This window comes from Stutzerimonas stutzeri, from assembly GCF_002890895.1.
In the GTDB taxonomy this organism is placed as follows: Bacteria; Pseudomonadota; Gammaproteobacteria; order Pseudomonadales; family Pseudomonadaceae; genus Stutzerimonas; species Stutzerimonas stutzeri_AB.
Genome location: NZ_POUL01000005.1, coordinates 53,815 through 78,909, shown reverse-complemented (window position 1 = coordinate 78,909; position 25,095 = coordinate 53,815). Strand labels below are relative to the sequence as shown.

21 protein-coding genes and 1 tRNA gene are annotated in these 25,095 nt (G+C 62.6%); 15 read left to right on the top strand and 7 right to left on the bottom strand.

Going from position 1 to position 25,095, the window contains the following annotated elements:
* The first annotated feature begins 169 nt into the window (after positions 1-169).
* The 8 genes from CXK96_RS10890 to CXK96_RS10855 all read left to right on the top strand — a co-directional run bounded on the left by CXK96_RS10890 (position 170) and on the right by CXK96_RS10855 (position 9,619).
* Positions 170-715, top strand: a complete 546-nt coding sequence (locus CXK96_RS10890; protein WP_102836484.1) for a TRAP transporter small permease subunit — start codon at positions 170-172, stop codon at positions 713-715.
* A complete protein-coding gene (locus CXK96_RS10885; protein ID WP_102836483.1) occupies positions 708-2,084 on the top strand; it encodes a TRAP transporter large permease in 1,377 nt (458 codons plus the stop codon). Before CXK96_RS10890 ends, CXK96_RS10885 begins: the two co-directional genes overlap by 8 nt.
* A 93-nt stretch (positions 2,085-2,177) precedes the next feature.
* Positions 2,178-3,407 (top strand): methyltransferase, encoded by a 1,230-nt coding sequence (locus tag CXK96_RS10880; protein WP_102836482.1) that lies wholly within the window; start codon positions 2,178-2,180, stop codon positions 3,405-3,407.
* Between the two features lie 75 nt (positions 3,408-3,482).
* A tRNA-Thr gene (locus CXK96_RS10875) sits at positions 3,483-3,558 on the top strand.
* A gap of 225 nt (positions 3,559-3,783) precedes the next feature.
* Entirely contained in the window at positions 3,784-5,442 is a 1,659-nt protein-coding gene (locus CXK96_RS21095; RefSeq protein ID WP_272867944.1) for a GGDEF domain-containing protein, read from the top strand.
* Between the two features lie 600 nt (positions 5,443-6,042).
* Positions 6,043-7,371, top strand: coding sequence for a flippase (locus tag CXK96_RS10865; RefSeq protein ID WP_102836481.1), 1,329 nt, complete (start codon positions 6,043-6,045; stop codon positions 7,369-7,371).
* On the top strand, positions 7,368-8,426 hold the full coding sequence (locus tag CXK96_RS10860) for a nitroreductase family protein (RefSeq protein WP_102836480.1): 1,059 nt from the start codon (positions 7,368-7,370) through the stop codon (positions 8,424-8,426). The genes CXK96_RS10865 and CXK96_RS10860 overlap by 4 nt, the downstream gene beginning before the upstream one ends.
* A gap of 8 nt (positions 8,427-8,434) precedes the next feature.
* Positions 8,435-9,619: a polysaccharide pyruvyl transferase family protein gene (locus CXK96_RS10855; RefSeq protein ID WP_102836479.1), complete on the top strand. Its 1,185-nt coding sequence runs from the start codon at positions 8,435-8,437 to the stop codon at positions 9,617-9,619.
* A 45-nt stretch (positions 9,620-9,664) separates the two neighbouring features.
* On the opposite strand, the gene CXK96_RS10850 is transcribed toward CXK96_RS10855, so the two are convergent.
* From CXK96_RS10850 to coxB, 6 genes are read right to left on the bottom strand one after another with little or no spacing between them, the layout of a single operon-like run.
* Entirely contained in the window at positions 9,665-10,273 is a 609-nt protein-coding gene (locus tag CXK96_RS10850) for a DedA family protein (RefSeq protein WP_019340847.1), read from the bottom strand.
* A gap of 3 nt (positions 10,274-10,276) precedes the next feature.
* Complete coding sequence (locus CXK96_RS10845; protein WP_102836478.1) at positions 10,277-11,548, bottom strand: c-type cytochrome; 1,272 nt, start codon at positions 11,546-11,548, stop codon at positions 10,277-10,279.
* Positions 11,529-12,158 (bottom strand): cytochrome c oxidase assembly protein, encoded by a 630-nt coding sequence (locus CXK96_RS10840; protein ID WP_102836477.1) that lies wholly within the window; start codon positions 12,156-12,158, stop codon positions 11,529-11,531. The genes CXK96_RS10845 and CXK96_RS10840 overlap by 20 nt, the downstream gene beginning before the upstream one ends.
* Entirely contained in the window at positions 12,155-12,580 is a 426-nt protein-coding gene (locus tag CXK96_RS10835; RefSeq protein WP_102836476.1) for a hypothetical protein, read from the bottom strand. The genes CXK96_RS10840 and CXK96_RS10835 overlap by 4 nt, the downstream gene beginning before the upstream one ends.
* Positions 12,577-15,105 (bottom strand): cytochrome c oxidase subunit I, encoded by a 2,529-nt coding sequence (gene ctaD, locus CXK96_RS10830; RefSeq protein WP_102836475.1) that lies wholly within the window; start codon positions 15,103-15,105, stop codon positions 12,577-12,579. The genes CXK96_RS10835 and ctaD overlap by 4 nt, the downstream gene beginning before the upstream one ends.
* On the bottom strand, positions 15,102-16,121 hold the full coding sequence (gene coxB, locus CXK96_RS10825; protein WP_102836474.1) for a cytochrome c oxidase subunit II: 1,020 nt from the start codon (positions 16,119-16,121) through the stop codon (positions 15,102-15,104). The genes ctaD and coxB overlap by 4 nt, the downstream gene beginning before the upstream one ends.
* A gap of 138 nt (positions 16,122-16,259) precedes the next feature.
* Here coxB and CXK96_RS10820 point away from each other — a divergent pair, with 138 nt between their 5' ends.
* Positions 16,260-16,913, top strand: a complete 654-nt coding sequence (locus tag CXK96_RS10820) for a DUF2238 domain-containing protein (protein WP_102836473.1) — start codon at positions 16,260-16,262, stop codon at positions 16,911-16,913.
* A gap of 15 nt (positions 16,914-16,928) precedes the next feature.
* Here CXK96_RS10820 and CXK96_RS10815 read toward each other — a convergent pair whose 3' ends face one another.
* A complete protein-coding gene (locus CXK96_RS10815; protein ID WP_102836472.1) occupies positions 16,929-17,336 on the bottom strand; it encodes a VanZ family protein in 408 nt (135 codons plus the stop codon).
* A 305-nt stretch (positions 17,337-17,641) separates the two neighbouring features.
* Between CXK96_RS10815 and CXK96_RS10810 the strand changes: the two genes are divergently transcribed.
* The 6 genes from CXK96_RS10810 to rbbA all read left to right on the top strand — a co-directional run bounded on the left by CXK96_RS10810 (position 17,642) and on the right by rbbA (position 25,095).
* Positions 17,642-18,829, top strand: a complete 1,188-nt coding sequence (locus CXK96_RS10810; protein WP_102836471.1) for an MlaE family ABC transporter permease — start codon at positions 17,642-17,644, stop codon at positions 18,827-18,829.
* Entirely contained in the window at positions 18,826-19,611 is a 786-nt protein-coding gene (locus CXK96_RS10805) for an ABC transporter ATP-binding protein (protein WP_423835189.1), read from the top strand. The genes CXK96_RS10810 and CXK96_RS10805 overlap by 4 nt, the downstream gene beginning before the upstream one ends.
* Positions 19,611-20,549, top strand: a complete 939-nt coding sequence (locus tag CXK96_RS10800; RefSeq protein ID WP_102836469.1) for an MlaD family protein — start codon at positions 19,611-19,613, stop codon at positions 20,547-20,549. Before CXK96_RS10805 ends, CXK96_RS10800 begins: the two co-directional genes overlap by 1 nt.
* Entirely contained in the window at positions 20,546-21,169 is a 624-nt protein-coding gene (locus CXK96_RS10795) for an ABC-type transport auxiliary lipoprotein family protein (protein WP_102836468.1), read from the top strand. The genes CXK96_RS10800 and CXK96_RS10795 overlap by 4 nt, the downstream gene beginning before the upstream one ends.
* Before the next feature lie 111 nt (positions 21,170-21,280).
* Positions 21,281-22,357 (top strand): HlyD family secretion protein, encoded by a 1,077-nt coding sequence (locus CXK96_RS10790; RefSeq protein WP_102836467.1) that lies wholly within the window; start codon positions 21,281-21,283, stop codon positions 22,355-22,357.
* Complete coding sequence (gene rbbA, locus CXK96_RS10785; RefSeq protein ID WP_102836466.1) at positions 22,354-25,095, top strand: ribosome-associated ATPase/putative transporter RbbA; 2,742 nt, start codon at positions 22,354-22,356, stop codon at positions 25,093-25,095. Before CXK96_RS10790 ends, rbbA begins: the two co-directional genes overlap by 4 nt.

The following is a 25,095-nucleotide window of genomic DNA, read 5'->3' as shown; positions in this document are numbered from 1 at the left end:
TGAATGTCGGAACCCCGAAATCAGGTAGTTCTAGCTATCATATGGCTATCTCTCACTCAAGCACCGTGACTACGTACAGGCACTACGTACGTAGTACTGCCGGTTGCGACACGTTCGCACAGCCGCCTAGAATCGCCGGCCGCCTGGCCATAACAATAAAGGATCTGCCATGTCGAAACATGCCCCTCCACTGCTCGGACTCGCCAGAGTCATCGACGCCGTGAACGCCCGCTTCGGACAGGCCTGCGCCTGGCTGACCCTTTTCCTCGTCCTGGGCACCGCCGTGGTCGTCGTACTGCGCTACGGATTCGGTATCGGCGCGACTGCGCTGCAGGAAGCCGTCCTTTACGCACATGCCCTGGTGTTCATGGGCGCCGCTGCCTGGGTGCTGCAACGCAACGGCCATGTCCGCGTCGACATCTTCTACCAGCGCTTTACCCCGCGCTACCAGGCCTTGGTCGAAGTGCTCGGCACCCTGCTGTTTCTCCTGCCTGTCTGCCTGTTTCTCGGCTGGGCAAGCTGGGACTATGTCGCCAACTCCTGGGCGACGCTGGAAGGCTCCAGCGAGTCTGGCGGGCTGAAATTCGTTTACCTGCAGAAGAGCATCATCCTCGTGCTGGTGATTTGCCTCATCCTGCAAGGCCTTTCCGAGATCATAAAAGCTGGCTACGCCATGGCTGGACGCCTGCCTGAGCAGGAGGTGAAGCATGGCTGAGTTGATGGCAATACTGCTGTTCATCAGCATCTGTGCGGCCTTGATGGCCGGCTACCCGGTGGCGTTCACGCTTGGCGGCGTTTCACTGCTGTTCGCCGGCCTCGGCATCATCACCGGCACCTTTGACGGCGGCTACCTGAGCGCCCTGCCGAACCGCCTGTTCGGCATCATGAACAACCAGACGATGTTGGCGGTCCCGCTGTTCGTGTTCATGGGCGTGATGCTGGAAAAGAGTCGAGTGGCCGAAGACCTGCTCGAGTCCATGTCGCGGCTATTCGGCACCCTGCGTGGCGGCCTGGCGATCTCCGTTTGCGTGGTAGGTGCATTGCTCGCAGCCAGCACCGGCATTGTCGGCGCCACGGTAGTAACCATGGGTCTGCTGGCGCTGCCGACCATGCTGCGCCGCGGCTATGATCCAGCCATCTCGACAGGCACTCTGGCCGCCACCGGCACACTCGGCCAGATCATTCCGCCGTCGATCGTGCTGGTCCTGCTGGGCGATGTGATGTCCAGCGCCTACCAGCAGGCGCAGCTGAAGATGGGCATCTTCTCGCCGAAGACCGTCTCCGTCGGCGATCTGTTTGTCGGTGCACTACTGCCCGGCCTGTTGCTGGTCGGCATGTACATCCTCTACATCATCGCGGTAGCCATCTTTCAACCCAAGAAACTGCCGGCACTGCCGCAGGAAGAGCTGGGCCCGATCGAATGGGGCAAGCTGATCAACGCTCTGGTGCCGCCACTGCTGCTGATCAGCGCCGTGCTCGGCTCCATCCTTGCCGGCTACGCCACACCGACAGAGGCCGCGGCGCTGGGTGCGCTAGGTGCGATGATCCTGGCGCTCTACAAGGGCAAGCTGAACTTCGGTCAGCTGCGCGAAGTGGCCTATGGCACCACTGAAATCAGCGCCATGGTGTTTCTGATCCTGATTGGCGCCTCGCTGTTCTCGCTCGTGTTCCGCGGCTTCGGCGGAGAAGTGCTGATCGAAGACGTCTTTGCCCAATTGCCAGGTGGCGTGCTCGGTGCCTTCTTCCTGGTCATGGTCGTGATCTTCCTGCTGGGCTTCATTCTCGACTTCATCGAGATCACCTTTGTGGTCGTCCCGATCGTCGGCCCAGTACTGCTGGCCATGGGGCTCGATCCAGTGTGGCTCGGCGTGATGATCGCACTGAACCTGCAGACCTCGTTCCTCACGCCACCCTTCGGCTTCGCGCTGTTCTATCTGCGCGGCGTTACGCCAAAATCTGTGCCCACCAGCACGATCTACAAAGGTGTGCTGCCGTTCATCCTGATTCAGCTACTGCTGTTGGTGATTGCCTACCAGTTCCCGGGGCTGGTTACCTGGCTACCCGAACAGATCTACGGTCAATAGCCCCAAGCAGACGCCCGTTTTGACGGGCGTCTGGCTTTTCGGCAGCGGCTTTCGGCGCGATCATAGCCATGAACCCGCCATCGCCGAACCCTCATGTCGACCTCATTCAGCTACGCACAACTGGCAGAGCGCTTTCGGCGACTCGACGAGTTCCTGCTGCAGCACCAGGCGTTGTGGCGTCCGCGCCCCTTCACTCATAGGCGCCTTGCCTGGGAAGCTGAGCTCCCCGAGCTTGCCTGTTGGCTGCGGGGCCGCTCGCTGGAAGATGCTGAAGTCGCGCACAACCAGCCTGCACAGCTGCTAGCGCCCGCCCCATTTCCTCAGCTTGCTGCGCAGGCCGCCGCCCTGAGCTGGATGGATGAGTTACCCACCTCGTCGACGCCCGTCCCTGACGCCCGGCAATCGGTCGATGTACCGGGGCGAAAATGGCAGCAGATCCAGGCATTCGGTGCAGCGCTGAGGCTCAGAGAAACACCCCAGCACTGGCTCGACTGGTGTGCGGGCAAGGGCCACCTGGGCCGTCAACTGGCCAGTCGCGGCGGCGGGCTGACCTGTCTCGAGTGGGATAAGGCCTTGGTTACAGCCGGAACCCAGCTCAGTCAGAAGCTGGGCGTCGTTGCGACCCACTGTCAGCAGGACGTGATGACTGACAGCGCGTCATCAAGGATCGATCCGACGATGACGCCAGTGGCGCTACATGCTTGCGGCGATCTGCATGTTCGACTGATCGACCTGAGCATTGCGCAACATTGTCGCCAGCTGGCGCTAGCGCCCTGCTGCTACAACCGCATCCAGACCAATCGCTACCAGCCCATGTCATCCCTCGCGCGACAATCCGCCCTTGAGTTATCACGCGACGATCTTGGCCTACCCCTCAGCGAAACCGTGACCGCCGGCGCACGCGAACGCCGTCAGCGTGATCAATCGATGGCCTGGCGCCTCGGTTTCGACCTGCTCCAGCGTGATCTGCGTAGTAAGGACGAATACCTGCCCACACCGTCACTTCCCAGCAGCTGGCTGAAAAAAAGCTTCGCCCACTACTGCCGCGACCTGGCGGCCCTCAAGCAACTACCCGAGCCACCTGAGCAGAACTGGGACGCGCTCGAAAAACGCGGCTGGCAACGACTCGCTGAGGTGCGCAATCTGGAATTGTTACGCGGCCTGTTTCGGCGGCCGCTAGAGATCTGGCTGCTGCTCGACCGCGCGCTGCTGCTGTCCGAAAACGGCTATGCGATACGCCTGGGCACCTTCTGCCCAGCCGAGCTGACGCCTCGCAATCTGATGCTGATTGCCGAGTTCGAGCACCCAAGTGCAAGCACCTGAGAAAACTCATGCAAACAACTGGCAACAAACAGTTTACTCGCCGCGAGCAATGGCTATAATGGCGCCCATCTTTTAGCCGGTATAGCTCAGCTGGTAGAGCAACTGACTTGTAATCAGTAGGTCCCGAGTTCGACTCTTGGTGCCGGCACCATACGAAACAACAGAAAAGGCTCACCGCATGGTGGGCCTTTTTTGTTTCATGCAGCGCTCGGGACGAAATGGCCTCATCGGCGGCGTGCCGGGGCTTCGCGCGAGAGCCCGTAAATCGGTCGCTACGATTGATTTTATTGAAGAATCCAGACCCGAGGCCGACATAGCGGCGTGTTACGCCGGGCAGACAATGGCGTTTTGACTTAATTTCTCACGGTTGCGCTTGATGCTTAACTCTCCTCTACGCAGCTTGCGGGCTCGTTTCGCAATCGTTGTCGCCTCGGTTGTCCTTGTACTCAGCTGCATCTTCGGCGCCGCCATTGGTGAGTCTTCCATTTCGCGCCTGGAGGAATGGACAGGCTTGCAGCTTGGAGAAGCTGCATTTTCCATGGTTGATCGCCTTGACCGGGACATGAGCGGGCGCTCCCAGGAACTGGCTGTGCTCAGTGAGCTACAGGCGCTTCGCAATCCGGAGAATGTTGGCGAAGCCCGCGCGCTTCTCAATGATCTGAGCGATCACTTTCCGAGCTACTCCTGGATTGGTCTCACCAATGCCAGCGGCAAGGTCGTAGCGTCGACCGACGGCTTGCTGGAGGGCGTGGATATTTCGGCCAGACCCGTATTCACCAACGGGCTGGAAACCACTTTTATCGGCGATGTCCACGAAGCGGTGCTCCTGGCCCAGCTGCTCCCGAATCTGTCGGGAGAGGCGATGAAGTTTGTCGACATCAGCATGCCGGTGCGCGACGCCGCCGGGGCGCTGGTAGGCGTGCTGGCGACCCATCTGTCCTGGGAGTGGGCTGACGAGGTGGGCCGGTCACTGTTTGAACCGTTGCAGGAGCGTTTGCCCGGGCTGGAGTTTCTCGTCGTCAGCAAAGACCGGACGGTACTGCTCGGCCCCAGGGAAATGATCGGCAAGCCCATTGGCATCAGGCTCGAAGATCGGCCCGTGCAGAATTGGTCTGTTGTGCACTGGCCAGACGGCACGCAGTACTTGACCGGTTTTGCCGAAAGCCTGGGCTTCGAAGACTATCCGGGACTGGGGTGGACAGTCATTGCCCGTCAGCCGGTTAAGCTCGCGTTTGCCGAAGCACGCCAGTTGCGCAACGAAATCTTTGCCTGGGGCGCCCTATTGTCCTTGGCCTTCGCAGCGATTGGCTGGTTTGCTGCGGGCATGATCACACGACCGCTAAAGGAGATCGTTGACGCAGCCGCTCGTATTTCCGAGGGAGCTGATGTCCGCATCCCGTTACTGACAAGCACGCGGGAAGTTGAAGCCTTGAGCGTTGCGATACGGCATCTGGTGGACAGCCTGACCCGCAAGAGAAGTCAGTTGGCGGTCGTCGAAGGCATTGCCTATCGCGATACCGTAACCGGACTGCCAAACCGAGCAGCGCTGCAGAAATACGTCGAAACCGTGCGTACAGCAGACGAGCTTCAATGCAGCTTTGGCGTGTTATGCCTGGACCTCGACGGCTTCAAGCCGATCAATGATCGCTTTGGCCATGCCGCCGGCGATGCGTTGCTCCATGAGGTTGGTTTGCGGCTCTCCGCCTCGATCCGCGACGGTGATATTGCGGTGCGCCATGGCGGCGATGAGTTCGTCCTGCTTTTGCGCCTGCGGAAGGGCGAGTCCGTGCGCAATGTGCAACTCGCGGCCAAGCGCATCATCGCCAGGCTGGCTGAGCCGGTATTGCTGGCGGGCGAAAAGATCACCATCGGCGGCAGCGTCGGCGGCGCACTCTGGTCCGGAGGCGAGTTTTCTGAAGCGCTGATGCTGGCCGACGAAGCGTTGTATCAGGCCAAGGGAGCAGGCAAGGGACGGGCGAACTTTAACTTCGCAAGCAACGAGAGCGTCCACCAGGACCACCCGGAAACGGTATGAGTCAGCGAACCTAGTCGCATAGCCAGACGCAAAAAAGCCCCGCATCAAACGATGCGGGGCTTTTCTGTCTGGCTGAGTCCTGTCCCTTCGGCCGCTTCCAGCAGCGATTCCTTGCGTCAGTCCTGACGTTTCGCGAGATCCTTCGCGGCAGCCTTGCACCAGCCCCAAGGCGGAGGGCTGGTCGCCGTGCTAGGCGCTCCATGGCACATCGAGATGGGTCAGGGAACGGCCAGCAGCGGCAGCAGGGTTAAGAACAGGTGTGATGGCAAAAGTTCCACTTTTGAAATGAAAAGGCCATCAGATTAAGCACTGCCAGAAAATGCCCATGTAACCGTCAGTCGGCCACGCCGTGGGGCACGCTTGCCCAGATGAGCCTCCGGCCGACCGTTTCGCCTGCTGTCAGCCCGCCAGTTTCCTGCAAACCGACCTGCTCTAACGGCCTTTCGCCAGCGCCTTGCCCGGCGGACCCGCGATACATTTCCAATTGTTTACGCCCGGAACATGCCAGGCAAACCACGGTCTGCTGTGCGTCGCCACTCCAGCGCAACTGAAGGCAATGCTTGCCACCACGGAGCCAGCCTTGAGGAGCCGAGCCACTCGATGAGCGTAATCACCACCCTCTTCCACAAACTCAAACTGTACCTGTTCAATGCTTCATGGATGATGGCGGAGCGGTTGCTGAACATCGGCGTGGGCTTTCTCATGGCGATCGTGCTGGCCCGCTACCTGGGACCGGAACAGTTCGGGATTCTTGCCTACGCCATTTCCATGACCGCGATCTTCGCCTCGGCCGGTCACATGGGATTGGCGGGCCTGGTGGTGCGCGAGGTGGTAAAGCAGCCGGACAAGGTCCCGGAGACGCTGGGCACCACGTTCATGCTTAAGCTGACGGGCATGACCATTGGTTTCGTCCTGGTGCTCGTTTACGCATCGCTGTTCGAAGAGGTCGGCGGTACCGAGTTCTGGATGTTGCTGATCGTCGCCTCGGCCATCTTCTTCCAGACCTTCGACGTGGTGGAGTACTGGTTCCAGTCCCAGGTGCAGGCCCGCTACCCGGCCATCGCTAAGTCCAGTGCGATCCTGCTGTCAGCGGCTCTCAAACTGCTGATGGTGTTCAGCGGCGCTGGCGTAATCGCCTTCGCCTTTGCCCACACAGCGCAATTCGCGATGGCGGCGCTGATTCTCGCGCTGCTCTATAAAGGCACCACCACCGTCTCGCTGATGAGCTGGAAAGCCAGCTTGGCCAAGGCCAAGGAGTTGCTCAGCCAGGGCTGGATTCTGTACCTCGGTTCGATCTTCGCGGTGGTCTACATGAAGATTGATCAGGTCATGCTCAAGTGGATGGTGGGCGCCGAGGAAGTCGGTGTGTACGCCGTTGCGGCGCAACTCTCGGAAGCCTGGTACTTCCTGCCGATCGCCATTGTCGCTTCGTTCTTCCCGAAGCTGATCAAGCTGCACGCCGCCGACCCGGCGCTCTTCAACAAGCGCTTCCAGCAGCTGTTCGATGTCCTGTTCATCCTTGCCATTGCCGTCGCAGTGCTGGTGTCGCTCGTCGCCGAACCCGTGATCGCCCTGCTGTTTGGCGACGAGTACCAGAACTCCGCCGCGATCCTCACCATCCATATCTGGGCAGGCGTGTTCATCTTCATGCGGGCCGCGTTCAGCCGTTGGATTCTGATCGAGGGCGCACTGATGTTTTCACTGATCACTCAGGGCCTGGGCGCGCTGGCCAACATCGGCATCAACCTGCTGCTGATTCCACACTACGGCGGCGAAGGCGCCGCCATGGCCACGCTCATTTCTTATGCGGTTGCTTCCTACGCTGCCCTGCTGGTGCACAAGAAGACCCGCCCGGTGTTCTACATGATGACCAAATCGATGTTCAGCCCCGTCCGTTACGCATTCAACGCAGTAGGAGCCGCCCGATGAGCCTGATGTCGCTCGCCAGAGCCTTGCCTGATCCCGTCAAGAACGCGATCAAGGCCACCCGCGACAACACTGGCCTGGCCCTTGTCCACCTGTTTTCCTCCAGCGGATTCCTGGCCTCTGTCTATTACTGCCTGATCAGCCGCGAGTTCGACCGGGAGCACCGCGCAGTACTGCTCGGCCGGCTGAATTTCGCCAAACGGATGCGCGGAGAGGGCGAAAACGACGCCTTTCTGCGCCGCAACGTTCATCGCCTGGAGAAAGGGCTGATCATGCGCCCTCGGCGCAGCACCTTTGCCGAGGACTACATTGGACCGACGGTCCGCTGCTATGCCAATGCGAACCAGGCGGGCGTCATCAACGGCCAGCAGCGCTGGGCCAACGACGTGCTCACCGACTATTTTTCCGCCGTTGGCAGCACGCCACGCATCGACTCGGCCAAGCGCGCCTTCACCAGCACCCAGACGCCTGACGACACCAACCGCTGCGTGCCCTACCCGCACAGCCAGCTGCCTGAGTGCCCGGTCAGCTATGACGAGCTGATGGTGCTGTTCCGCCGTCGTCGCTCGGTGCGCTGGTATCAGGACAAGCCGGTCAGCAACGAACTGCTCGAGCAGGCGGTGCGGGCCGCCGCGCTGGCGCCATCGGCCTGCAACCGCCAACCGTTCCGTTTCTATGTCAGCAACGGCAAGGAAAAGGCCGCCGAGGTCGCCAAGTGCGCCGGAGGCACCGCAGGTTTTCACGACAACCTGCCCTGCGTGATTGCCGTGGTCGGCGACCTCGGCTGCTACCCGGAAGCACGCGACCGCCACGTGGTTTATATCGACGGCTCGCTGGCAGCGATGCAGCTGATGCTGGCCTTGGAAAGCCTGGGGTTGTCGAGCTGCTCGATCAACTGGCCAGACGTTGAAGAAAGAGAACGCCAACTGGCGAAAATACTGGGCCTAACGTATCAGGAGCGCACCGTGATGCTCTTGGCGGTGGGCTATGCCGATCCAACGGGAGGGATTCCTTATTCGGACAAGAAGACCGAGAAAGACTTGATCGTATACAACTGAGGTAAGCGATGATTATCGAGATCAGAAAGGCAGGCTTCGTCAATAAAGGCGCTGAGCTGATGTTGCACGCGGCGCTGCAGAAGCTGAGGACCCGGTATCCCGACGCTACCTTCGTCATGGCGCCGACCCCGAAAAAAGCCGAACAACCGTTCCGTAAGCTGGTGCAGCTGGGCTTCTACCCCAAGGCCTGGCTGTGGCGCTACGGCATACAGTGGGGCACCCTCGCCAACTTCGCCCCGCGCCCGCTGCGCGAGATGTACGGCGTGGTGCTGGATAGGGAAGTCGACGTGGTCGTTGACGCGGCGGGCTTCGCCTACAGCGATCAATGGGGCGAGGATCCCTGCGCGGAACTGGCGCAATCGACCCGGCGCTGGAAGAAGAACGGCACCCGCGTGATCCTGCTGCCGCAGGCGTTGGGGCCGTTCAAGTCCGAGAAAAACCGCGCGGCGATGAAGACGGTGGTCGAAAACGTCGACCTGATTTTCCCGCGCGAGCGCGTGTCCTACGAACACCTGACTGAACTGGTGGGTGAGCAGGCCAAGATCAAGCAATCGCCGGACTTCACCAACCTCATGACCGGCGTGCTGCCGCAAGGCTTCGATACCGAGCAGAACCGTTTCTGCATCGTGCCCAATTGTCGGATGCTCGATAAGACGGACCAGAAGACGCGCGAGGCTTACCTGCCTTTCCTCATCAGCTGCACGCGGTACCTGCTGGAAAAAGGCGCCAAGCCGTTCGTGCTGGTGCACGAAGGCAAGGACGATCAGCGCCTGGCTGACGAATTGTCCGCAGCGGTGGGCGGCATTCCAATCGTCAAGGAAAGCGGCGCGCTGGAGATCAAGGGCATCCTCGGCGCCTGCAGCGGCACCTTGGGCAGCCGCTTTCATGGCCTGGTCAGCGCGCTGTCACAAGGCGTTCCGGCGCTGGCCACCGGCTGGAGCCACAAGTATCAGATGCTGTTTGAAGACTATGGCTTCCCCGAAGGGCTGGTTCAGGTCACCACCGATGAGGCGGAAATCAAGCGCAAGATCGACCTGATCACAGACGATGCGGCGCGGATCCAAACTTTGATCCAGGCCCGTACCGAACAACTCAAGCAACAGTCAGAGCAGATGTGGCAGCAGGTGTTCGCCGTGATCGATCAGTGCGAGCGTGCTCACCAGCCGCAACACCACAGGGCTGGCGCGGCCTGATCTGACCTGACCGATAGCCGTGGCGTCGCAGGCTGGCGTCACGGCCTAGTGCTCTTTCCTGCCGAAGCGCTGACGGATCAGCCGGTACAGGTAGTAGAGCACCATCAACACGACCACCCCGGTGGAGATCGGGTTCATGTACTCGGAGACCTTCTCGTACTGCGACTCGAGCAGATAGCCGGCCAGTGCCAGCAGTGCGGTCCAGATCAGCGACCCCAGCGTCGAGTAGATCAGGAACTTGGTCATCGACATCCCGGCAATACCGGCCGGGACCGAGATCAGGGTACGCACCGCCGGGATCAGACGACCGAAGAAAACCGCGCCCTTGCCGTGCCGGTCGAACCACTCGCTGGCCTTGTCGACATCTTCTGGCGACAACGTGAGCCAATGCCCCCAACGTTCGGCAAAGCGCTTCATGCGCGCCTGGCCGAGCTTGGCGCCGGCGTAGTACCAGGGCAACGCGCCGACGACCGAACCTGCCGTGCCGACCAGGATCACTGCAATGAAGTTGAGATCACCCCGCGCCGCAACGAAACCGGCCAGCGGCATGATCAGCTCGGACGGGATGGGCGGGAAGATATTCTCCAGCAACATCAGCAAGAACACGCCGATGTAGCCGAACGCCGAGACGATTTCCACGATCTTGTCGAACATCGGTTACCTCTGCTGTTGGGTGGAAGAATTCTGCGCCGGGGTCTCGGCACGGTTTGGTGTGGCCTCCGTGACGAGCGGCGCTGCCGCAGCCGGCAACGATGCGTAGTAGTCGGCCAGCGCCTGCATCTGCTCCGACGTAAGCCGCTGCGCAGCGCTGTGCATGATATGCGCGTACTCCGTGCCGCCACGCTTACCCTCGGTGAACAACTCCAGCTGCAACTTCAGATAGGGCGCGTACTGACCGGCAATGTTCGGGTACATGGGATTGCGTGGTCCGTCCTTCGGCCCATGGCAGTGCACGCATGAAGGGATGCCGCGCGCTCGTACACCGCGCTCGGCCAGCGTTAGGCCTTCTGCCAGAATGTCCGGCGCCGGCTCCGGAGCCTCCGTTCGGCTGACCGGTGGCAGCTCGGCGTAGTGTTGCGCCAATGCCTCGAGCACTTCCGGCTCCAGGCCTGCGGCGATCGGCTGCATGACGCCGCTATGCCGCTCGCCGCGGGCGTAGGCCTGCAGCGCACCGAGCAGATAAGGCTCGCTCTGCCCGGCCAACCGCGGGAAAGCGCCTTCGCCTCGGCCGCCGCCGTCCTCGGCATGACAACGGTTGCAGTTGGCCAACACCGAACCGAGTGAGTCCTGCAGTGGCCGCAGATGATCAGGCGTGATGGGTTTGATGGTTTCGTCGCGGCGCCCGCCCAGCGCGAGCTCTTTATAGCGCTCGGGCGACATGTCTGACATCGCCTGCAGGAAGGCCACCACGGCCCAGACCTCATCGTCCCTTTTCTGCGCGGGCCAGGCCGGCATGGCGGTGAACTTGACACCATTCTTCACAATCCAGAACAGCTCCTGCGGCGCCCAGTGTTCGATCCGCGGCGGCAGGTATGGCGGCTCGGGTGTCATCTGTTGGACGATCAGCGAGCGCTCCTTACCTGGGGCGCCATGGCAGGCCAGACAGCCGGTGTGATAATGCCCGGCGCCCTTGAGCAGCAGCGCCGGATCGTCCAGCGGCGGCACCTTTATGCCCATCGATTGCGTGCTCACCGCACGACGCATGGCGTAGTGCAGCATCCAGCCGGTCGCCTTCCAGTGACCCGAGCTGGCACTGATCGAGACCAGCCCCAGCGAAACCAGCACAAACGCGCCGGTCCCCGCGAGCGCCGCCAGCAACGCGACAGCGGCTACAACTCGTTTCCAGGAGCCTCCTGTCAGCCAGTACAGCCAGCGCCGCAAGGGCGCCGAGCATCGCTGAACCATGCGTTTAGCTGACTGAAACGGCATTGCGCTTGTCCTGTAATAGGCCGAACAGCAGGTACAGCCCGCCGATGAGATAGGCGCTGCCGCCAAAGGCCAGCATGATCACACCGCCCATCTGCTGATCTTCCAGCGGGCTCATGCCCGACAACACCGAGCCGGTGTGCTCGAATAGTGGTCGGCTCGACATCGCCAGCAGCACGCCGAGCAGCGTCATGTGCATCGAAGTCAGCAGCAGCCCGGCGATGCCGGCCAGGGCGCGCTGATGCCGTACGCCGCCGAATGCCGCAAGCCACACCAGCAGGCCAACGAACAGGTAGCTGCCCTGCTCCAGCAGTTCCGCCGACTGCGAGGTGCGCGCCGCATGGTGCAGCGCCGGCATGTGCCAGGCCCAGACCACGAACAGTTCGATCACAGAGGCCAGGATCGGCGAGAACAGCAACGGGATGCGGTTGGAAAAATCAAACCGGCCACCGGCCAAACCGATTGCCAGCAGCGGCGCCGCCACCGCTACCACCATCACGTGCATCAGCATGTGGCCGACGAACAGCCGGTCCGCCATGTCCGGCAAAGGCCCGAGCCAGACCGCACCCAGCGTGGCCAGGCCGAGCAGCAGCGAGAGCGGCCGCCAGATCACGTGCAGCTCCTGATGAACACCACACTCAAGGCGACGAAAATCGTCGCCACGAAGCTCAGGCCGCTAAGCAGCAGTGTGGCGAAACCAAGAAAGCGATGGCGGTCGCCCGGTGTGTCGAAGTCGTGCGGTGCCGTTGCATGACCAAAGGAGTGATGGCGCCAGCCTTTCCAGCCGGTCAATCCAATACCGACCAGGGCGATCAGTGTCAGCACAGCGATGGCGAGTCGAATGTCGCCCAGCTCGCCACTGCGGCCCGCCACCTTCGCGCACCACACAGACACAGCCTGGTAGGACAGCAGAAAATGCGCCGCCCAGATGGTCGGGCTGAAGGTGATCAGCCACAGCGTGTCGCGCTCCTGCGGCGGTGCCTCGGGCGGCTGCTGCTCGATTGGCCGTTGCGGTTCGTTCAGATGTTCACTCATAGCACCTCCGGAAAGCCGGCGATGACCGCCACGGTGACACCAATGGTGATGAGCATGAAATGCCAGAACAGCGCGACATTGCGGATATCGATGTCATGCACCGCCGTCATCCGGCCGGCAGCACGGCGCGCCAAGCAATAGAGCTGCATGATCAGGCCGATGGACAGGTGGATCAGGCACCAGAGCACCAGCACCCAGACCGTGGCCGGGTACACGTTAGTGGTTGGGTCCAGGCCACTGAAATGCGGCCCGGCCCACATCGAATAGGCACCTGCCAGGGTGCAGATCGCGGCCAGCCCCAGCGAACCGTAAAAGCCCGCCGCCTGATCACGGAAGTTGCAGCGCCGCGCCAGCAGCGTCAGCGCCCAGGACACGGCAATCAACCCCAGCCCCAATACCGGCCAGAACACGCCGGGGCCGGCCGCATCCGCGGGTGGAAAATCCTCGTGCACGGTCCAGAAGAAGAAGTAGCCGAACACCAGGCTGCCGAAGGCGCTCATGTCGCCGATCATGGTGATGAACATGGCCCACCAGCCCACCGACTTGGCGCCCGACGCATAAAGCGGCACCGTCACGTCCAGGCCGATGTCCTTTTTCGGTTTCTCCGGGATCACCGCCGTGCCGGTCCATAGCCAGATCAAAATGGTGATCAGCGCAAGGCCACCGCTGACCAGTGCGGCGACGTACCAGCTGTAGGTGGCGAAGATAAACAGGCCGCCGGTGAAGATAGCCGCCCACATGCTCAGAAAGGTTGGGCCCGGCACGCGCAGGCACTGGATCGGCTCGGCGTCGATGATGCTGCTGATCAGGGTCTCGCGCTTGCCCTCCTCGGCGTCCGGCAAGTAGAAGCGCCCGGCGTCGACGTCACGCATCAGGTTTGGCTGATCCCACAGCGGGTAGCGGCTCTTGATGATCGGAATCGAGCGTGCACCCCAGGCCCTGCCGGGCATTTCCGCGAGCCATTCGAGCGTTCCGGCGTTCCACGGGTTGCGCGCGCTGTAGGGTTGCTTGCCCTTGGGTCGCAAGACGTCCCAGACCAGCACCGCGACGCCAGCGGCGAGGATGAACGCGCCCACCGTGGAGACCATGTTGAGCATGTCGAAGCCCATGTCCGGCCCGTAGGTATAAACACGCCGCGGCATGCCCAGCAAACCGGTGAAATGCATGGGCAGGAAGGCAATGTTGAAGCCAATGAACATCAGCCAGAAGGCAATGCGCCCGAGGCGGTCCGAGAGCGTCTTGTTGCGCGCCAGCGGGAAGAAGTAGTACAGGCCGGCGATCACCGGGAACAGCATGCCGCCGATCAGTACGTAGTGCAGATGCGCGACGATGAAATAGGTGTCGTGCGCCTGGAAGTCGAACGGCGCCAGCGCCACCATTACCCCGGTCAGCCCGCCAAGCACGAAGATCGCCAGCGCACCGGCGACGAATAGCATCGGCACCGATTTGACGAAGCGCCCGGCCAGGGCTGTCGCCAGGAAGCAGAAGATCTGCACGCCGGTAGGGATTGCCACGGCCTCGGAGGCAGCCGAGAAAAAGGCCAGCGAGATGCCGGGCATCCCGGTGGTAAACATGTGATGCACCCACAACCCGAAGCTGATGAACCCGGTGCCCACCGCAGCCAGCACGATAAAGCTGTAGCCGACGATGGGCCGCCCGGCTGCGGTGGGCACGATGGTCGCCACCAGCGCCACGGCGGGCAAAAAGATGATGTACACCTCGGGGTGGCCGAAGATCCAGAACAGGTGCTGCCACAAGAGCGGATCGCCGCCACGGCTGGCATCGAAGAACGGCCAGTCGAAGGCGCGCTCCAGTTCGAACAGGAGGTCGCCCGCGATCAGCGGCGGGAAGGCGAACAGGATCATTCCCGCGACCACCAAGATGTACCAGGAATATAGAGGGATCAGGTTGATGCGCATGCCTGGAGGCCGGGTCTTCAGCACGCCGACAATCAGCTCCACCGCCGCCGCAATCGATGACACCTCGATGAACGACAGCCCGAGCAGCCAGATATCCGCACCGAGGCCGTCCTGATAGGTGGTGGTGAGCGGCGGATACATGAACCAGCCGCCCTGGGGCGCCACGCCGAAAAAGATCGAGCCGCAGACGAACACGCCACCAATGATGAAACACCAGAAGCCGTAGGCGGACAGCCGGGGAAAGGGCAGATCCCGCGCACCCAGCATCTGCGGCAGGATGAGGATGGAAAAGGCTTCGAAAATCGGCACGCCGAACAGGAACATCATCACCGAGCCGTGCAGGGTGAAGACCTGGTTGTAGGTTTCGGCAGACAGCAGATCGTTGTTCGGCACCGCCAGCTGGGCGCGGATCAGCATCGCCAGCACGCCGGCAAACAGGAAGAACAGGAACGACACGCCGGTATACCAGAGCCCCACCTCGGTGTTGTTTACCGCGGACCAGTAACGCCAGCCGGTGGGTGTCTTCCAGGCCGCTGCCAGGCGTTCGGCCTGCGCCTTGGCGCGGGCTTCTTCCTGCGGGTCGCGGTACTCGATCGGCTCGCTCATTCGAGGCCCTTCAGGTAGTGCGCCATGGCGTTCAGCTGCGCCTCGGGCAGCATGCCGAAGGCGGGCATCTTCACGTCTGGTTTGATCGCGCCGCTGTGGCCGATCCAGCGCTTGAACGTATCGACATCGGTCGGAAGCGTGCCGGCTGCCAGGGTCAGACGACTGCCGACGTGGGTCAGGTCAGGCCCGATCGTGCCGTCTGCTTCGGTGCCTCGCACCTGGTGACAGGCACCGCAGCCATTGGCGAGAAACGCCTGCTGGCCGGTCTGCTGCAATTCGGTGGTGGGTGGCTGGGCAGGCTCGGCCTGTTTGGCAAGCCACAGATCGAAGGCCTCGCGGGTCATCACCACCACGGCGAGATTCATCAGCGCATGGGAAGTCCCGCAATATTCGGCGCAGGCGCCGCGAAAGGTGCCGATCTCGGTCGGCTCCAGCACCAGCTCATTGGTGCGCCCGGGGATCATGTCGACCTTGCCGCCCAGCGACGGAATCCAGAACGAGTGGATCACGTCCGGGCTGGTCAGGCTGAAAGCCACTCGCTCCCCCACTGGCAGCCGTATTTCGTTCGCCAGCTCGACCGCCTCTCCCGCCTCGGTCCGGTAGCGCACCCGCCACCACCACTGCTCGCCCGACACATCGACATGCAGGGCGACGTTTTCCGAGGAACGCAGTTGCGGCATCAGCATCAGCCCGTAGATCAGCAGGCCGGTCAGGACCACGACGGGGAAAATGACTCCGCCCCCGATGATCAACCACCGAGCACCGCGAATGCCGTGGGCTTCCGGGTGGGCCTGGGTGGCATACACGGCGATGCCCATCACTACCAGCCAGATGACCAGCGCACCGCCAGCCATCCACCAGAACAGCGTGGCGATGCTCTGCGCACCGACCCCGGCCGGATTCAGCGCTGACTGCTGACCGTCGCAACCCGCTAACACGGCGCTCAGCAGCAACAGCGAGACGCCACGCGCTCGAAAGCATGCACCGGTGAGGTCGTTTGTCAGAGTCAGCCGCATGGTCCGCCTCGCTGTGGGTCACGTTTTGTGACACTCCGCAGGCAGGAAAAGTTGGATAAACGGTCGAATTCGCAAGCGGTGGACCCTTGAGTCGTTGCGCTTGTCCTAAAGAACAAGGAGAACGACTCAGGAGATTCCATGGCTACAGACAGACGCCACCGACGTTACCTTTTGACCTTGGTCGGCATGTTCCTGTTGATCTGGGGCGCGTTGGCGATCAACCCCTTCAACCGCCACGACTGGCTGTTGGAGAACCTGTTGGTTGTGGGGCTGGCCGCGGCCTTGTTGCTGGGCCACAAGCACTACCTGCCCTCCCGCAGTGCTGCGACGCTGATATTCCTTTACCTCTGCATTCACCAGCTCGGCGCTCATTACACCTACGCAAACGTGCCCTACAACGACTGGTGGCAGGCGCTGACAGGCGAAGGGCTGAATGAACAGCTGGGCTGGGAGCGCAATCAGTTCGACCGCCTGGCGCACTTCAGCTATGGGCTGCTGCTGGCCTATCCGATGCGTGAAGTGCTGATCCGACTGGGCATTCGCCCAGGGATCTGGAGCCTCATCCTGCCGATAGACATAGTGCTGTCGACCTCGGCGATCTACGAGCTGATCGAATGGGCAGGCGCGGAAGTGTTGGACGGCGGCCTGGGGCGCACCTTTCTTGCCACCCAGAATGATCGCTGGGACCCGCAAAAGGACATGGCGCTGGCGGCTGGCGGCGCACTCATCGCCATGATCGTCACTGGAATCATGGCCCGAGCACGGCGCCCGCACAGAGAATCGCAGGAGTGACGACGGCCACCGGCTTCAGGGTCGAGCGGCGTCTCCGAGCCGCTCGGGCGCGTCGGGTGTCTCGGGATCAGTGGTCACACCGATCCGCCGCAAATACCACTGATAAGCCAGGTACGAGCAACCCCAGCCGAGCAGAACGCCAAGAGTATTGGCGAGCATGTCACCCAGCGACGCCTGTCGATTGGGCAACAGGCTCTGGCCGACCTCGATCAGCGTGGCCGCGACCAGGCTCACCGCCACCGCCCAGAATACGTGCCACTGCGGAACAGCCAGGCGCAGCGAGAACATCAGCGCGGCAAAGCCAAGCATGTGATGCAGCTTGTCCTGCTGATCGAAGACCTGGGGGACCGGTTCGGGCCGCAGCCCGCTGAAAAGGATGATTGCTAGCACCGCGAAGAAAGGCAGGATGCGCAAGTAATTCATAGGCAATCGGAAGCTCTCGCTGAGATGAGATGGAAAAGGCGAAATTTGGCAGGGCCCGAATCGCGGGCGTGATGAAGACGACTACAAAGGCGGCGTAACATAGCAGCCCCTTGACGCGGTGCGTACCGAGCATGGTCGTCGGCGTGCACGCTATGGAGGACCAAAGCCATCGATAGTTCGTGCGGGCCTGTAACAAATTGCGCCGCCATGACCGACGGCCGACATCCAAAACCCTGGAGACCCAAACGTAACCTCGTGTTCGAGGTCCGAACTGGTAGGATCTGGGCAATGCTACGGGGAACGGCATGCTCCGCGCTCCGCTACCAGCACTACGGGATACCACTTTGACGCACCCCACTTCGCTGCCAGGCAGTCTGCAGCGGCAACCCAAGCAGGACGCACACGCCATACTCACCATTGGCGGCGACTGGACCCTGCAGCACTACGCAACGCTGCGGCGCGAAATCGAGCGCACGCGGCGCCAGATCACCGACTCCGACCAGCTCAAGCTCGACTCGCTTGGCGAGCTGGATACCGCCGGTGCCGGGCTGCTGATCGAGCTCCTCGGCCCCGAGCGGGCTGCCCGCCTTAGCGACGGGGCGTCACAGCTGCCCGCCGAGCGCCAGGCCTTGCTGAAAACCGTGGCCGCCGCGCTGGACCAGCCTGAAGCCGAACAGGCGCCGGCAACCAATGGCCTGGCCGATGTGCTGGCTGATGTAGGCCGTAGCGTGTCCGGCGTCTGGAACCAGCAACGCACCCTGCTCGGTTTCATCGGCCTGACCCTGCAGACCTTGTTCACGGCGCTGCCCAATCCGCGCCGCTGGCGGATCACCGCACTGGTGGTGCACATCGAGCAGACCGGCTTGGACGCGATCCCCATCGTTGCCCTGCTGACGTTTCTGGTCGGTGCGGTCGTGGCCTTTCTCGGCGCCACGGTGCTGGCCGATTTCGGCGCCACCATCTATACGGTCAACCTGGTGGCCTTTTCCTTCCTGCGTGAATTCGGCGTGCTGCTGGCGGCTATCCTGCTGGCCGGGCGCACGGCCAGCGCCTTTGCCGCGCAGATCGGTGCGATGAAAGCCAATGAGGAAATCGACGCCATTCGTACCCTTGGCTTGAGCCCCATCGAGCTGTTGGTGCTGCCGCGGGTGTTGGCAATGCTGATCACGCTGCCGATCCTGACCTTTATCGGCATCCTCAGCGGCATCGTCGGCGGGCTGGTGGTCTGCTCCCTGGCGCTGGATATCTCGCCGGCAATGTTCTTCACCATCCTGCAGCGGGATATTCCGCTCAATCACTTCCTGGTGGGCATGGGCAAGGCGCCGGTGTTCGCCTTCCTGATCGCGGTAATTGGCTGCCTGGAAGGCTTCAAGGCCAGCGGCAGCGCCCAGTCGGTAGGCGAACACACCACCTCGAGCGTGGTGCAGTCGATCTTCATGGTGATCCTGCTGGACGCCGTCGCCGCGCTGTTCTTCATGGAGATGGGCTGGTGAATGACGATCCCGTGATTCAGGTCCAGGGGCTGGTCAACCGCTTCGGCAATCAGGCGGTGCACGTCAATCTCGACCTGAACATCCGCCGCGGCGAGATTCTCGGCGTGGTTGGCGGCTCTGGCACTGGTAAATCGGTGCTGCTGCGCAGCATCGTTGGCCTGCGCCAGCCAAATGCAGGCAGCGTCAAGGTGTTTGGCGAGAACCTGCTGAAGCTTTCAGCCCAACGCCGCTCGGAAGTCGAGCGACGCTTCGGCGTGCTGTTCCAGCGCGGAGCCCTGTTCACCTCGCTCAATCTGCAGGAAAACGTTGCCCTGCCGCTGATCGAGCACATCGGCCTCAAGCGCGCCGATGCCGAACACCTGGCGCGGCAGAAGCTGGCGCTGGCCGGCCTGCCGCCGGAGGCCGCCTGCAAATATCCCGACGAGCTGTCCGGTGGCATGGTCAAGCGCGCCGCGCTGGCCCGCGCGCTGGCACTGGACCCGGAAGTGCTGTTCCTCGACGAGCCCACCGCCGGTCTCGACCCGATCGGCGCAGCGGCCTTCGACCAGTTGATCCTGACCCTGCGCGATGCGCTGGGTTTCAGTGTGTTTCTGGTCACTCATGATCTCGACACCCTGTACACCATCTGCGATCGCATTGCTGTGCTGGCGCAGAAACGCGTCCTGGTGGTCGACACGCTGGAAAAGGTCGCCACAACTGACGACGAATGGATTCGCGAATATTTTCACGGCCCGCGTGGCCGCGCCGCGCACGAAGCCGCGCAACGGTTGGAGAACCCCTAATGGAAACCCGTGCCCATCATGTACTGATCGGACTGTTCACCGTGGTCGCGGTTGGCTGCGCCCTGCTCTTCGCCCTGTGGCTGGGCAAATCCAGCATGGACCGCGAATACAGCTATTACGACATCGGCTTCAGCCAGGCCGTCAGCGGGCTGTCCAGTGGCAGCTCGGTGGAATACAGCGGCATCAAGGTTGGCGATGTCACCGAGCTGTGGCTGCAGCCGGACGATCCGCGCAAGGTGCGCGCGCGCATTCGCGTCTACGCCGGCACCCCGATCAAGACCGATACCCAGGCGCGCCTGGCGCTGGCCAATATCACCGGCAGCATGGTCATCCAGCTGCACGGCGGCACACCGGAAGCCCCGCGGCTGGAAGGTGACCGGGACGATCCACCCTTGATCATCGCCGACCCGTCCTCGCTCAGCGCGCTGCTGGAAAATGGCGAAGACCTGATGAGCAACATCAACAACCTGCTGCTCAGCGCCAACCAGATCTTCTCCGAGGAAAACACCACCCGCCTGAGCCGCACGCTGGAACACCTGGAGCAGGCCACCAGCGTGCTTTCGGAGCAACGTGGCGATCTGGCCCAGACGCTCCAGCAATTCAACCAGCTGAGTCAGCAGGCCAATACCGTGATGGGTGAGCTGTCGAGCCTGGCGCGCAACGCCAACGGCCTGCTCGATGACCAAGGCCGCAGCGTGCTGGACAGTGCGACTCAGGCAATGAGCGCTCTGGACCGCACCACATCACGCCTGGATACCCTGCTCGAAGAAAACCAGGGCGCGCTGAACAACGGCATGCAGGGTTTCAACGAGCTCGGCCCGGCGATCAACGAACTGCGCAGCACTCTCGGGGCGCTGCGCCGTGTCACCCAGCGCCTGGAAGACAACCCCAGCGGGTTCCTCCTCGGCCGCGACAAAGTGCAGGAGTTCAACCCATGAGCCTTCGCCACCGTTCCATGCGCCGCCTCGCCCTGTTTGGACTGATCACGGCGCTCAGCGCCTGTTCGGTTCTGCCGGAATCCGAAACCCTGCGGATCTTCTTGCTGCCGACCTCACCGGCACCGCAACAGGCCAGCGAACCGACCATCCAGCAGGCGCTGCGTATCAATACCCCGCAGGCCAGCCGGATTCTCGCCAGCCAACGCATCGCCGTGGTGCCACAAGGCAACGAGATCAGCGCCTACGGCAGCGCACGCTGGAGCGATGCGGCGCCGGCGTTGCTGCGTGACCGGCTGATCGAAGCCTTCCAGCGTGACGGGCGCATGCCCTCGGTGAGCAACGAGGACGTCAACCTCTATGCCGATCTCAGCCTGCATAGCGATCTGCGGGCCTTCCAGGCCGTGTACATCGATGGCAAGCCGGTGGTGGTGATCACCCTCGATGCGCGGCTGGTCAATCGCAACGACCAGCGCACCCTGGCCAATCACCGCTTTGAAGTACGTCAGCCGAGTGCCGACCCCAGCGTGGAAAGTGTGGTCGAGGCCTTCGGTCAGGCCAGTGACAGGCTCAGCGCCGAAATTCTCGAGTGGACGCTGAGCCATGCCCAACAGCAGCCCTGAGCAAATGCCGTACGCTTGACGCTAATCGCGCCGGAATTGATCCAGATACACACAAACTGCGTACTAGAGCGCCTAAGATGACTCCGCACATTCAACAGCCGGAGCAGAGTCATGAGTCAGCCACGCACCCGAGCCACCCTCAAGGTGCTCGCGGCCGTCGCCGTGATTGCCGTCATCGGGGCGCTGCTGTGGAGCGAACTGCGCCCCAGCGGTCTCGGCGAAGGTTTCGCCAGGGGTAACGGCCGTATCGAAGCGACCGAAATCGATGTCGCCACCAAGAGCCCCGGCCGGGTACTGGAGATCCTCGCGGACGAGGGCGATTTCGTCCAACCGGGCCAGGTGCTGGCCCGTATGGATACCGACGTACTCCAGGCGCAACTGAACCAGGCGCGTGCGCAGGTCCGCCAGGGCGAGAACGCCATCCTTACCGCAGAGGCCATGGTCGCCCAGCGCGAAAGCGAACGCGCCACCGCCGAAGCCGTGGTGACCCAGCGCCGCGCCGAACTGACCGCGGCCCAGAAGCGCCACCAGCGTACCGAAACCCTGGTCGCACGCAACGCCATGGCGCGACAGCAACTTGACGATGACCTGGCCGCGATGCAAAGCGCCCAGGCGGCCCTGGCCGCCGCACGTTCACAGGTGATTTCTGCCGACGCCGGCATTGCCGCCGCAAAATCCCAGGTAGTCGAGGCACGATCAGCTGTCGAGGCGGCGCAGGCTGGCGTCGAGCGCCTGCAAGCGGACATTCGTGACAGCGAATTGAAGAGCGACCGGGTGGCTCGCGTGCAATACCGGGTGGCGCAACCCGGTGAAGTCCTTGGCGCGGGGGGCAAGCTGCTCAACCTGGTCGACCTGACCGACGTCTACATGACCTTCTTTCTTCCCGAACGTCAGGCCGGCCGCGTGGCCATCGGCGCCGAGGTACGCCTGGTGATCGACGCCGCTCCGCAGTATGTGATCCCGGCCAAGGTCAGCTATGTGGCCAGCGTGGCGCAGTTCACGCCAAAGACGGTGGAAACCGAAAGCGAGCGCGAAAAGCTGATGTTCCGGGTCAAGGCACGTATCGATCCCGAACTGCTCAAGCGCCACATGGAGCAGGTCAAGACCGGCCTGCCGGGCATGGCCTATCTGAAACTCGACGCTGACAGCGAGTGGCCCGCCGACCTGCAGATCAATGTCGCGCCATGAGCGAGCCGCTCGATTCGGTGGTGCAGGTGGCCGGGGTCAGCCTGCAATACGGCAAGACGCGTGCGCTCGATGAGCTGACGCTGAGTTTGCCCGCGCGATGCATGGTCGGCCTGATCGGCCCCGATGGCGTGGGCAAATCCAGCCTGCTGGCGCTGATTTCCGGGGCGCGCAAGCTCCAGCAAGGCACGCTACAGGTGCTCGGCGGTGACATCGCTGACGCCGGCCACCGGCGCAGGGTCTGCCCGCGCATCGCCTACATGCCTCAGGGGCTGGGCAAGAACCTTTATCCAACGCTGACTGTGCGCGAAAACCTCGAGTTTTTTGGTCGCCTGTTCGGCCAGGCGGCCGAGGAGCGCCGCTGGCGCATTGCCGAACTGACGCGCAGCACAGGTCTCGCGCCCTTCCTCGAACGACCGGCGGGCAAACTCTCCGGCGGCATGAAGCAGAAGCTGGGCCTTTGCTGCGCACTGATCCACGACCCCGACCTGTTGATCCTCGACGAGCCCACGACCGGCGTCGATCCGCTGTCACGCGCGCAGTTCTGGGAATTGATCGAACGCATCCGCCACGAGCGCCCGCAGATGAGCGTACTGGTGGCCACTGCCTACATGGATGAGGCGCAGCGCTTCGATCAGCTGGTAGCGATGGATTCCGGCCGCGCACTCGCCACCGGCACACCGGCCGAGCTGCTGGCGAGCACTGGCAGCGACTCGCTGGAACAAGCCTTTATCCGCTTGCTGCCGGACGCCAAGCGCAGTCAACATCGTGAACTGGTCATCCCGCCGCAGCCGCTCAGCGAAAGCATTGCCATCGAGGCCCATGGGCTGACCATGCGCTTCGGCGATTTCGTCGCGGTGGATCAGGTCAATTTCCGCATTGCCCGTGGTGAAATCTTCGGCTTTCTCGGCTCTAACGGCTGCGGCAAGACCACCACCATGAAAATGCTCACCGGTCTGCTGCCAGCCAGCGAGGGCGAGGCGCTGCTGTTTGGCAAGCCGGTGGACCCGCATGACATGCAGACCCGCCAGCGGGTCGGCTACATGTCCCAGGCGTTCTCGCTGTACAGCGAGCTGACCGTGCGGCAGAACCTCGACCTGCACGCAAGGCTGTTCCACCTGCCGGCCGAACGGCGTGACCCGCGCGTGCAGGAGATGCTCACGCGCTTCGACCTCAGCGGCGAGGCCGACAGCCTGCCCAGTCGCTTGCCGCTGGGTGTGCGTCAGCGCCTGTCGCTGGCGGTGGCCGTGATCCACAACCCGGAAATCCTGATTCTCGACGAACCCACTTCTGGCGTCGATCCGGTGGCCCGCGACGGCTTCTGGGCGTTGCTGGTGCAGCTGTCACGGGAAGACGGCGTGACCATCTTCATCTCCACCCACTTCATGAACGAAGCGCTGCGCTGCGACCGCATTTCGTTGATGCACGCCGGCCGGGTGCTCGACAGCGACACACCACAGGCGCTGATGGCCAAGCGCGGCCTGCCGACCCTTGAAGAAACGTTTATCGCCTACCTGCAAGAAGCCGCCGCAGCCAACGTTGCCGGGCAGCCAGCAGCCGCGCCAGCCGCTACGCATGGCCCGCTCGACGCGACCAGCACCAGCGTCCGCCAGGCCCGCTTCAGCCTGCGTCGGCTGCTCAGCTACACCCGCCGCGAGGCCATGGAACTGCGCCGCGACCCGATCCGCGCAACGCTGGCGATGCTCGGCAGCGTGTTGCTGATGTTCATCATGGGTTACGGGGTCAGTTTCGACGTGGAAGACCTGACCTACGCGGTACTCGACGGGGACCAGACCACCACCAGTCAGCGCTACCTGCAGAACATCGCCGGCTCGCGCTACTTTCTGGAGAAGCCGACGTTGGCCGGCCATGCCGACCTGGATGCACGCCTGCGCAGCGGCGAGATCAGCCTGGCGGTGGAAATCCCGCCCAATTTCGGCCGCGACCTCAAACGCGGGGCCGTGCCTGAAGTTGCATTCTGGATCGATGGCGCCATGCCCATGCGCGCCGACACCATTAAGGGTTACGTGCAAGGGATTCATCTGACCTACCTGCAACAACTGGCCCGCGAAGCCGGCGTGGACGGCCAACTGGCGCCAGCCGACGTTGCCATCCGCTATCGCTACAACCCCGACGTGCAAAGCCTGCCGGCCATGGCGCCGGCGATGATCCCGCTGCTCTTGATGATGATTCCGGCGATGCTCACCGCCCTCGGCGTGGTGCGCGAGAAAGAGCTGGGTTCGATCACCAATTTCTACGTCACCCCGACCACCCGCCTGGAATTCCTGCTCGGCAAGCAGCTGCCCTACATCGCCCTGGGCATGTTCAACTTCGCCACCCTGGCGTTGCTGGCGGTGTTTGTCTTCGGCATTCCAATCAAGGGCAGCATCCTCACCCTCTGCCTTGGCGCCCTGCTCTACGTGGCCTGCGCCACCGGGCTGGGCCTGTTGATGTCCTCGATCCTGAACAGCCAGATCGCGGCGATTTTTGGCACCACCATCGTTACCCTGTTGCCAGCCATCCAGTTTTCCGGGCTGATCCATCCGACCTCGGCCATGGAGGGCGCCGGCGCCTTTATCGGCAAACTCTATCCCACCACCCATTTTCTGATCATCAGCCGCGGGGTGTTTTCCAAAGCACTGGGCCTGGCCGACCTGTACCCCTATTTCATTCCGATGCTACTGGCGATTCCGCTGCTGACCCTGCTCAGCGTCGCCGGCCTGCGCAAGCAGGAGCACTAG

Coding starts and splice junctions, on each gene's coding strand:
- CXK96_RS10810 (WP_102836471.1), top strand. CDS start 17,642: ATGCTCCGCGCTCCGCTACCAGCACTACGGGATACCACTTTGACGCAC.
- CXK96_RS10885 (WP_102836483.1), top strand. CDS start 708: ATGGCTGAGTTGATGGCAATACTGCTGTTCATCAGCATCTGTGCGGCC.
- CXK96_RS10835 (WP_102836476.1), bottom strand. CDS start 12,580: ATGAGTGAACATCTGAACGAACCGCAACGGCCAATCGAGCAGCAGCCG.
- coxB (WP_102836474.1), bottom strand. CDS start 16,121: ATGCGGCTGACTCTGACAAACGACCTCACCGGTGCATGCTTTCGAGCG.
- CXK96_RS10815 (WP_102836472.1), bottom strand. CDS start 17,336: ATGAATTACTTGCGCATCCTGCCTTTCTTCGCGGTGCTAGCAATCATC.
- CXK96_RS10890 (WP_102836484.1), top strand. CDS start 170: ATGTCGAAACATGCCCCTCCACTGCTCGGACTCGCCAGAGTCATCGAC.
- CXK96_RS10795 (WP_102836468.1), top strand. CDS start 20,546: ATGAGCCTTCGCCACCGTTCCATGCGCCGCCTCGCCCTGTTTGGACTG.
- CXK96_RS10880 (WP_102836482.1), top strand. CDS start 2,178: ATGTCGACCTCATTCAGCTACGCACAACTGGCAGAGCGCTTTCGGCGA.
- CXK96_RS10800 (WP_102836469.1), top strand. CDS start 19,611: ATGGAAACCCGTGCCCATCATGTACTGATCGGACTGTTCACCGTGGTC.
- CXK96_RS10865 (WP_102836481.1), top strand. CDS start 6,043: ATGAGCGTAATCACCACCCTCTTCCACAAACTCAAACTGTACCTGTTC.
- ctaD (WP_102836475.1), bottom strand. CDS start 15,105: ATGAGCGAGCCGATCGAGTACCGCGACCCGCAGGAAGAAGCCCGCGCC.
- rbbA (WP_102836466.1), top strand. CDS start 22,354: ATGAGCGAGCCGCTCGATTCGGTGGTGCAGGTGGCCGGGGTCAGCCTG.
- CXK96_RS10855 (WP_102836479.1), top strand. CDS start 8,435: ATGATTATCGAGATCAGAAAGGCAGGCTTCGTCAATAAAGGCGCTGAG.
- CXK96_RS10790 (WP_102836467.1), top strand. CDS start 21,281: ATGAGTCAGCCACGCACCCGAGCCACCCTCAAGGTGCTCGCGGCCGTC.
- CXK96_RS10820 (WP_102836473.1), top strand. CDS start 16,260: ATGGCTACAGACAGACGCCACCGACGTTACCTTTTGACCTTGGTCGGC.
- CXK96_RS10845 (WP_102836478.1), bottom strand. CDS start 11,548: ATGCCGTTTCAGTCAGCTAAACGCATGGTTCAGCGATGCTCGGCGCCC.
- CXK96_RS10850 (WP_019340847.1), bottom strand. CDS start 10,273: ATGTTCGACAAGATCGTGGAAATCGTCTCGGCGTTCGGCTACATCGGC.
- CXK96_RS21095 (WP_272867944.1), top strand. CDS start 3,784: ATGCTTAACTCTCCTCTACGCAGCTTGCGGGCTCGTTTCGCAATCGTT.
- CXK96_RS10860 (WP_102836480.1), top strand. CDS start 7,368: ATGAGCCTGATGTCGCTCGCCAGAGCCTTGCCTGATCCCGTCAAGAAC.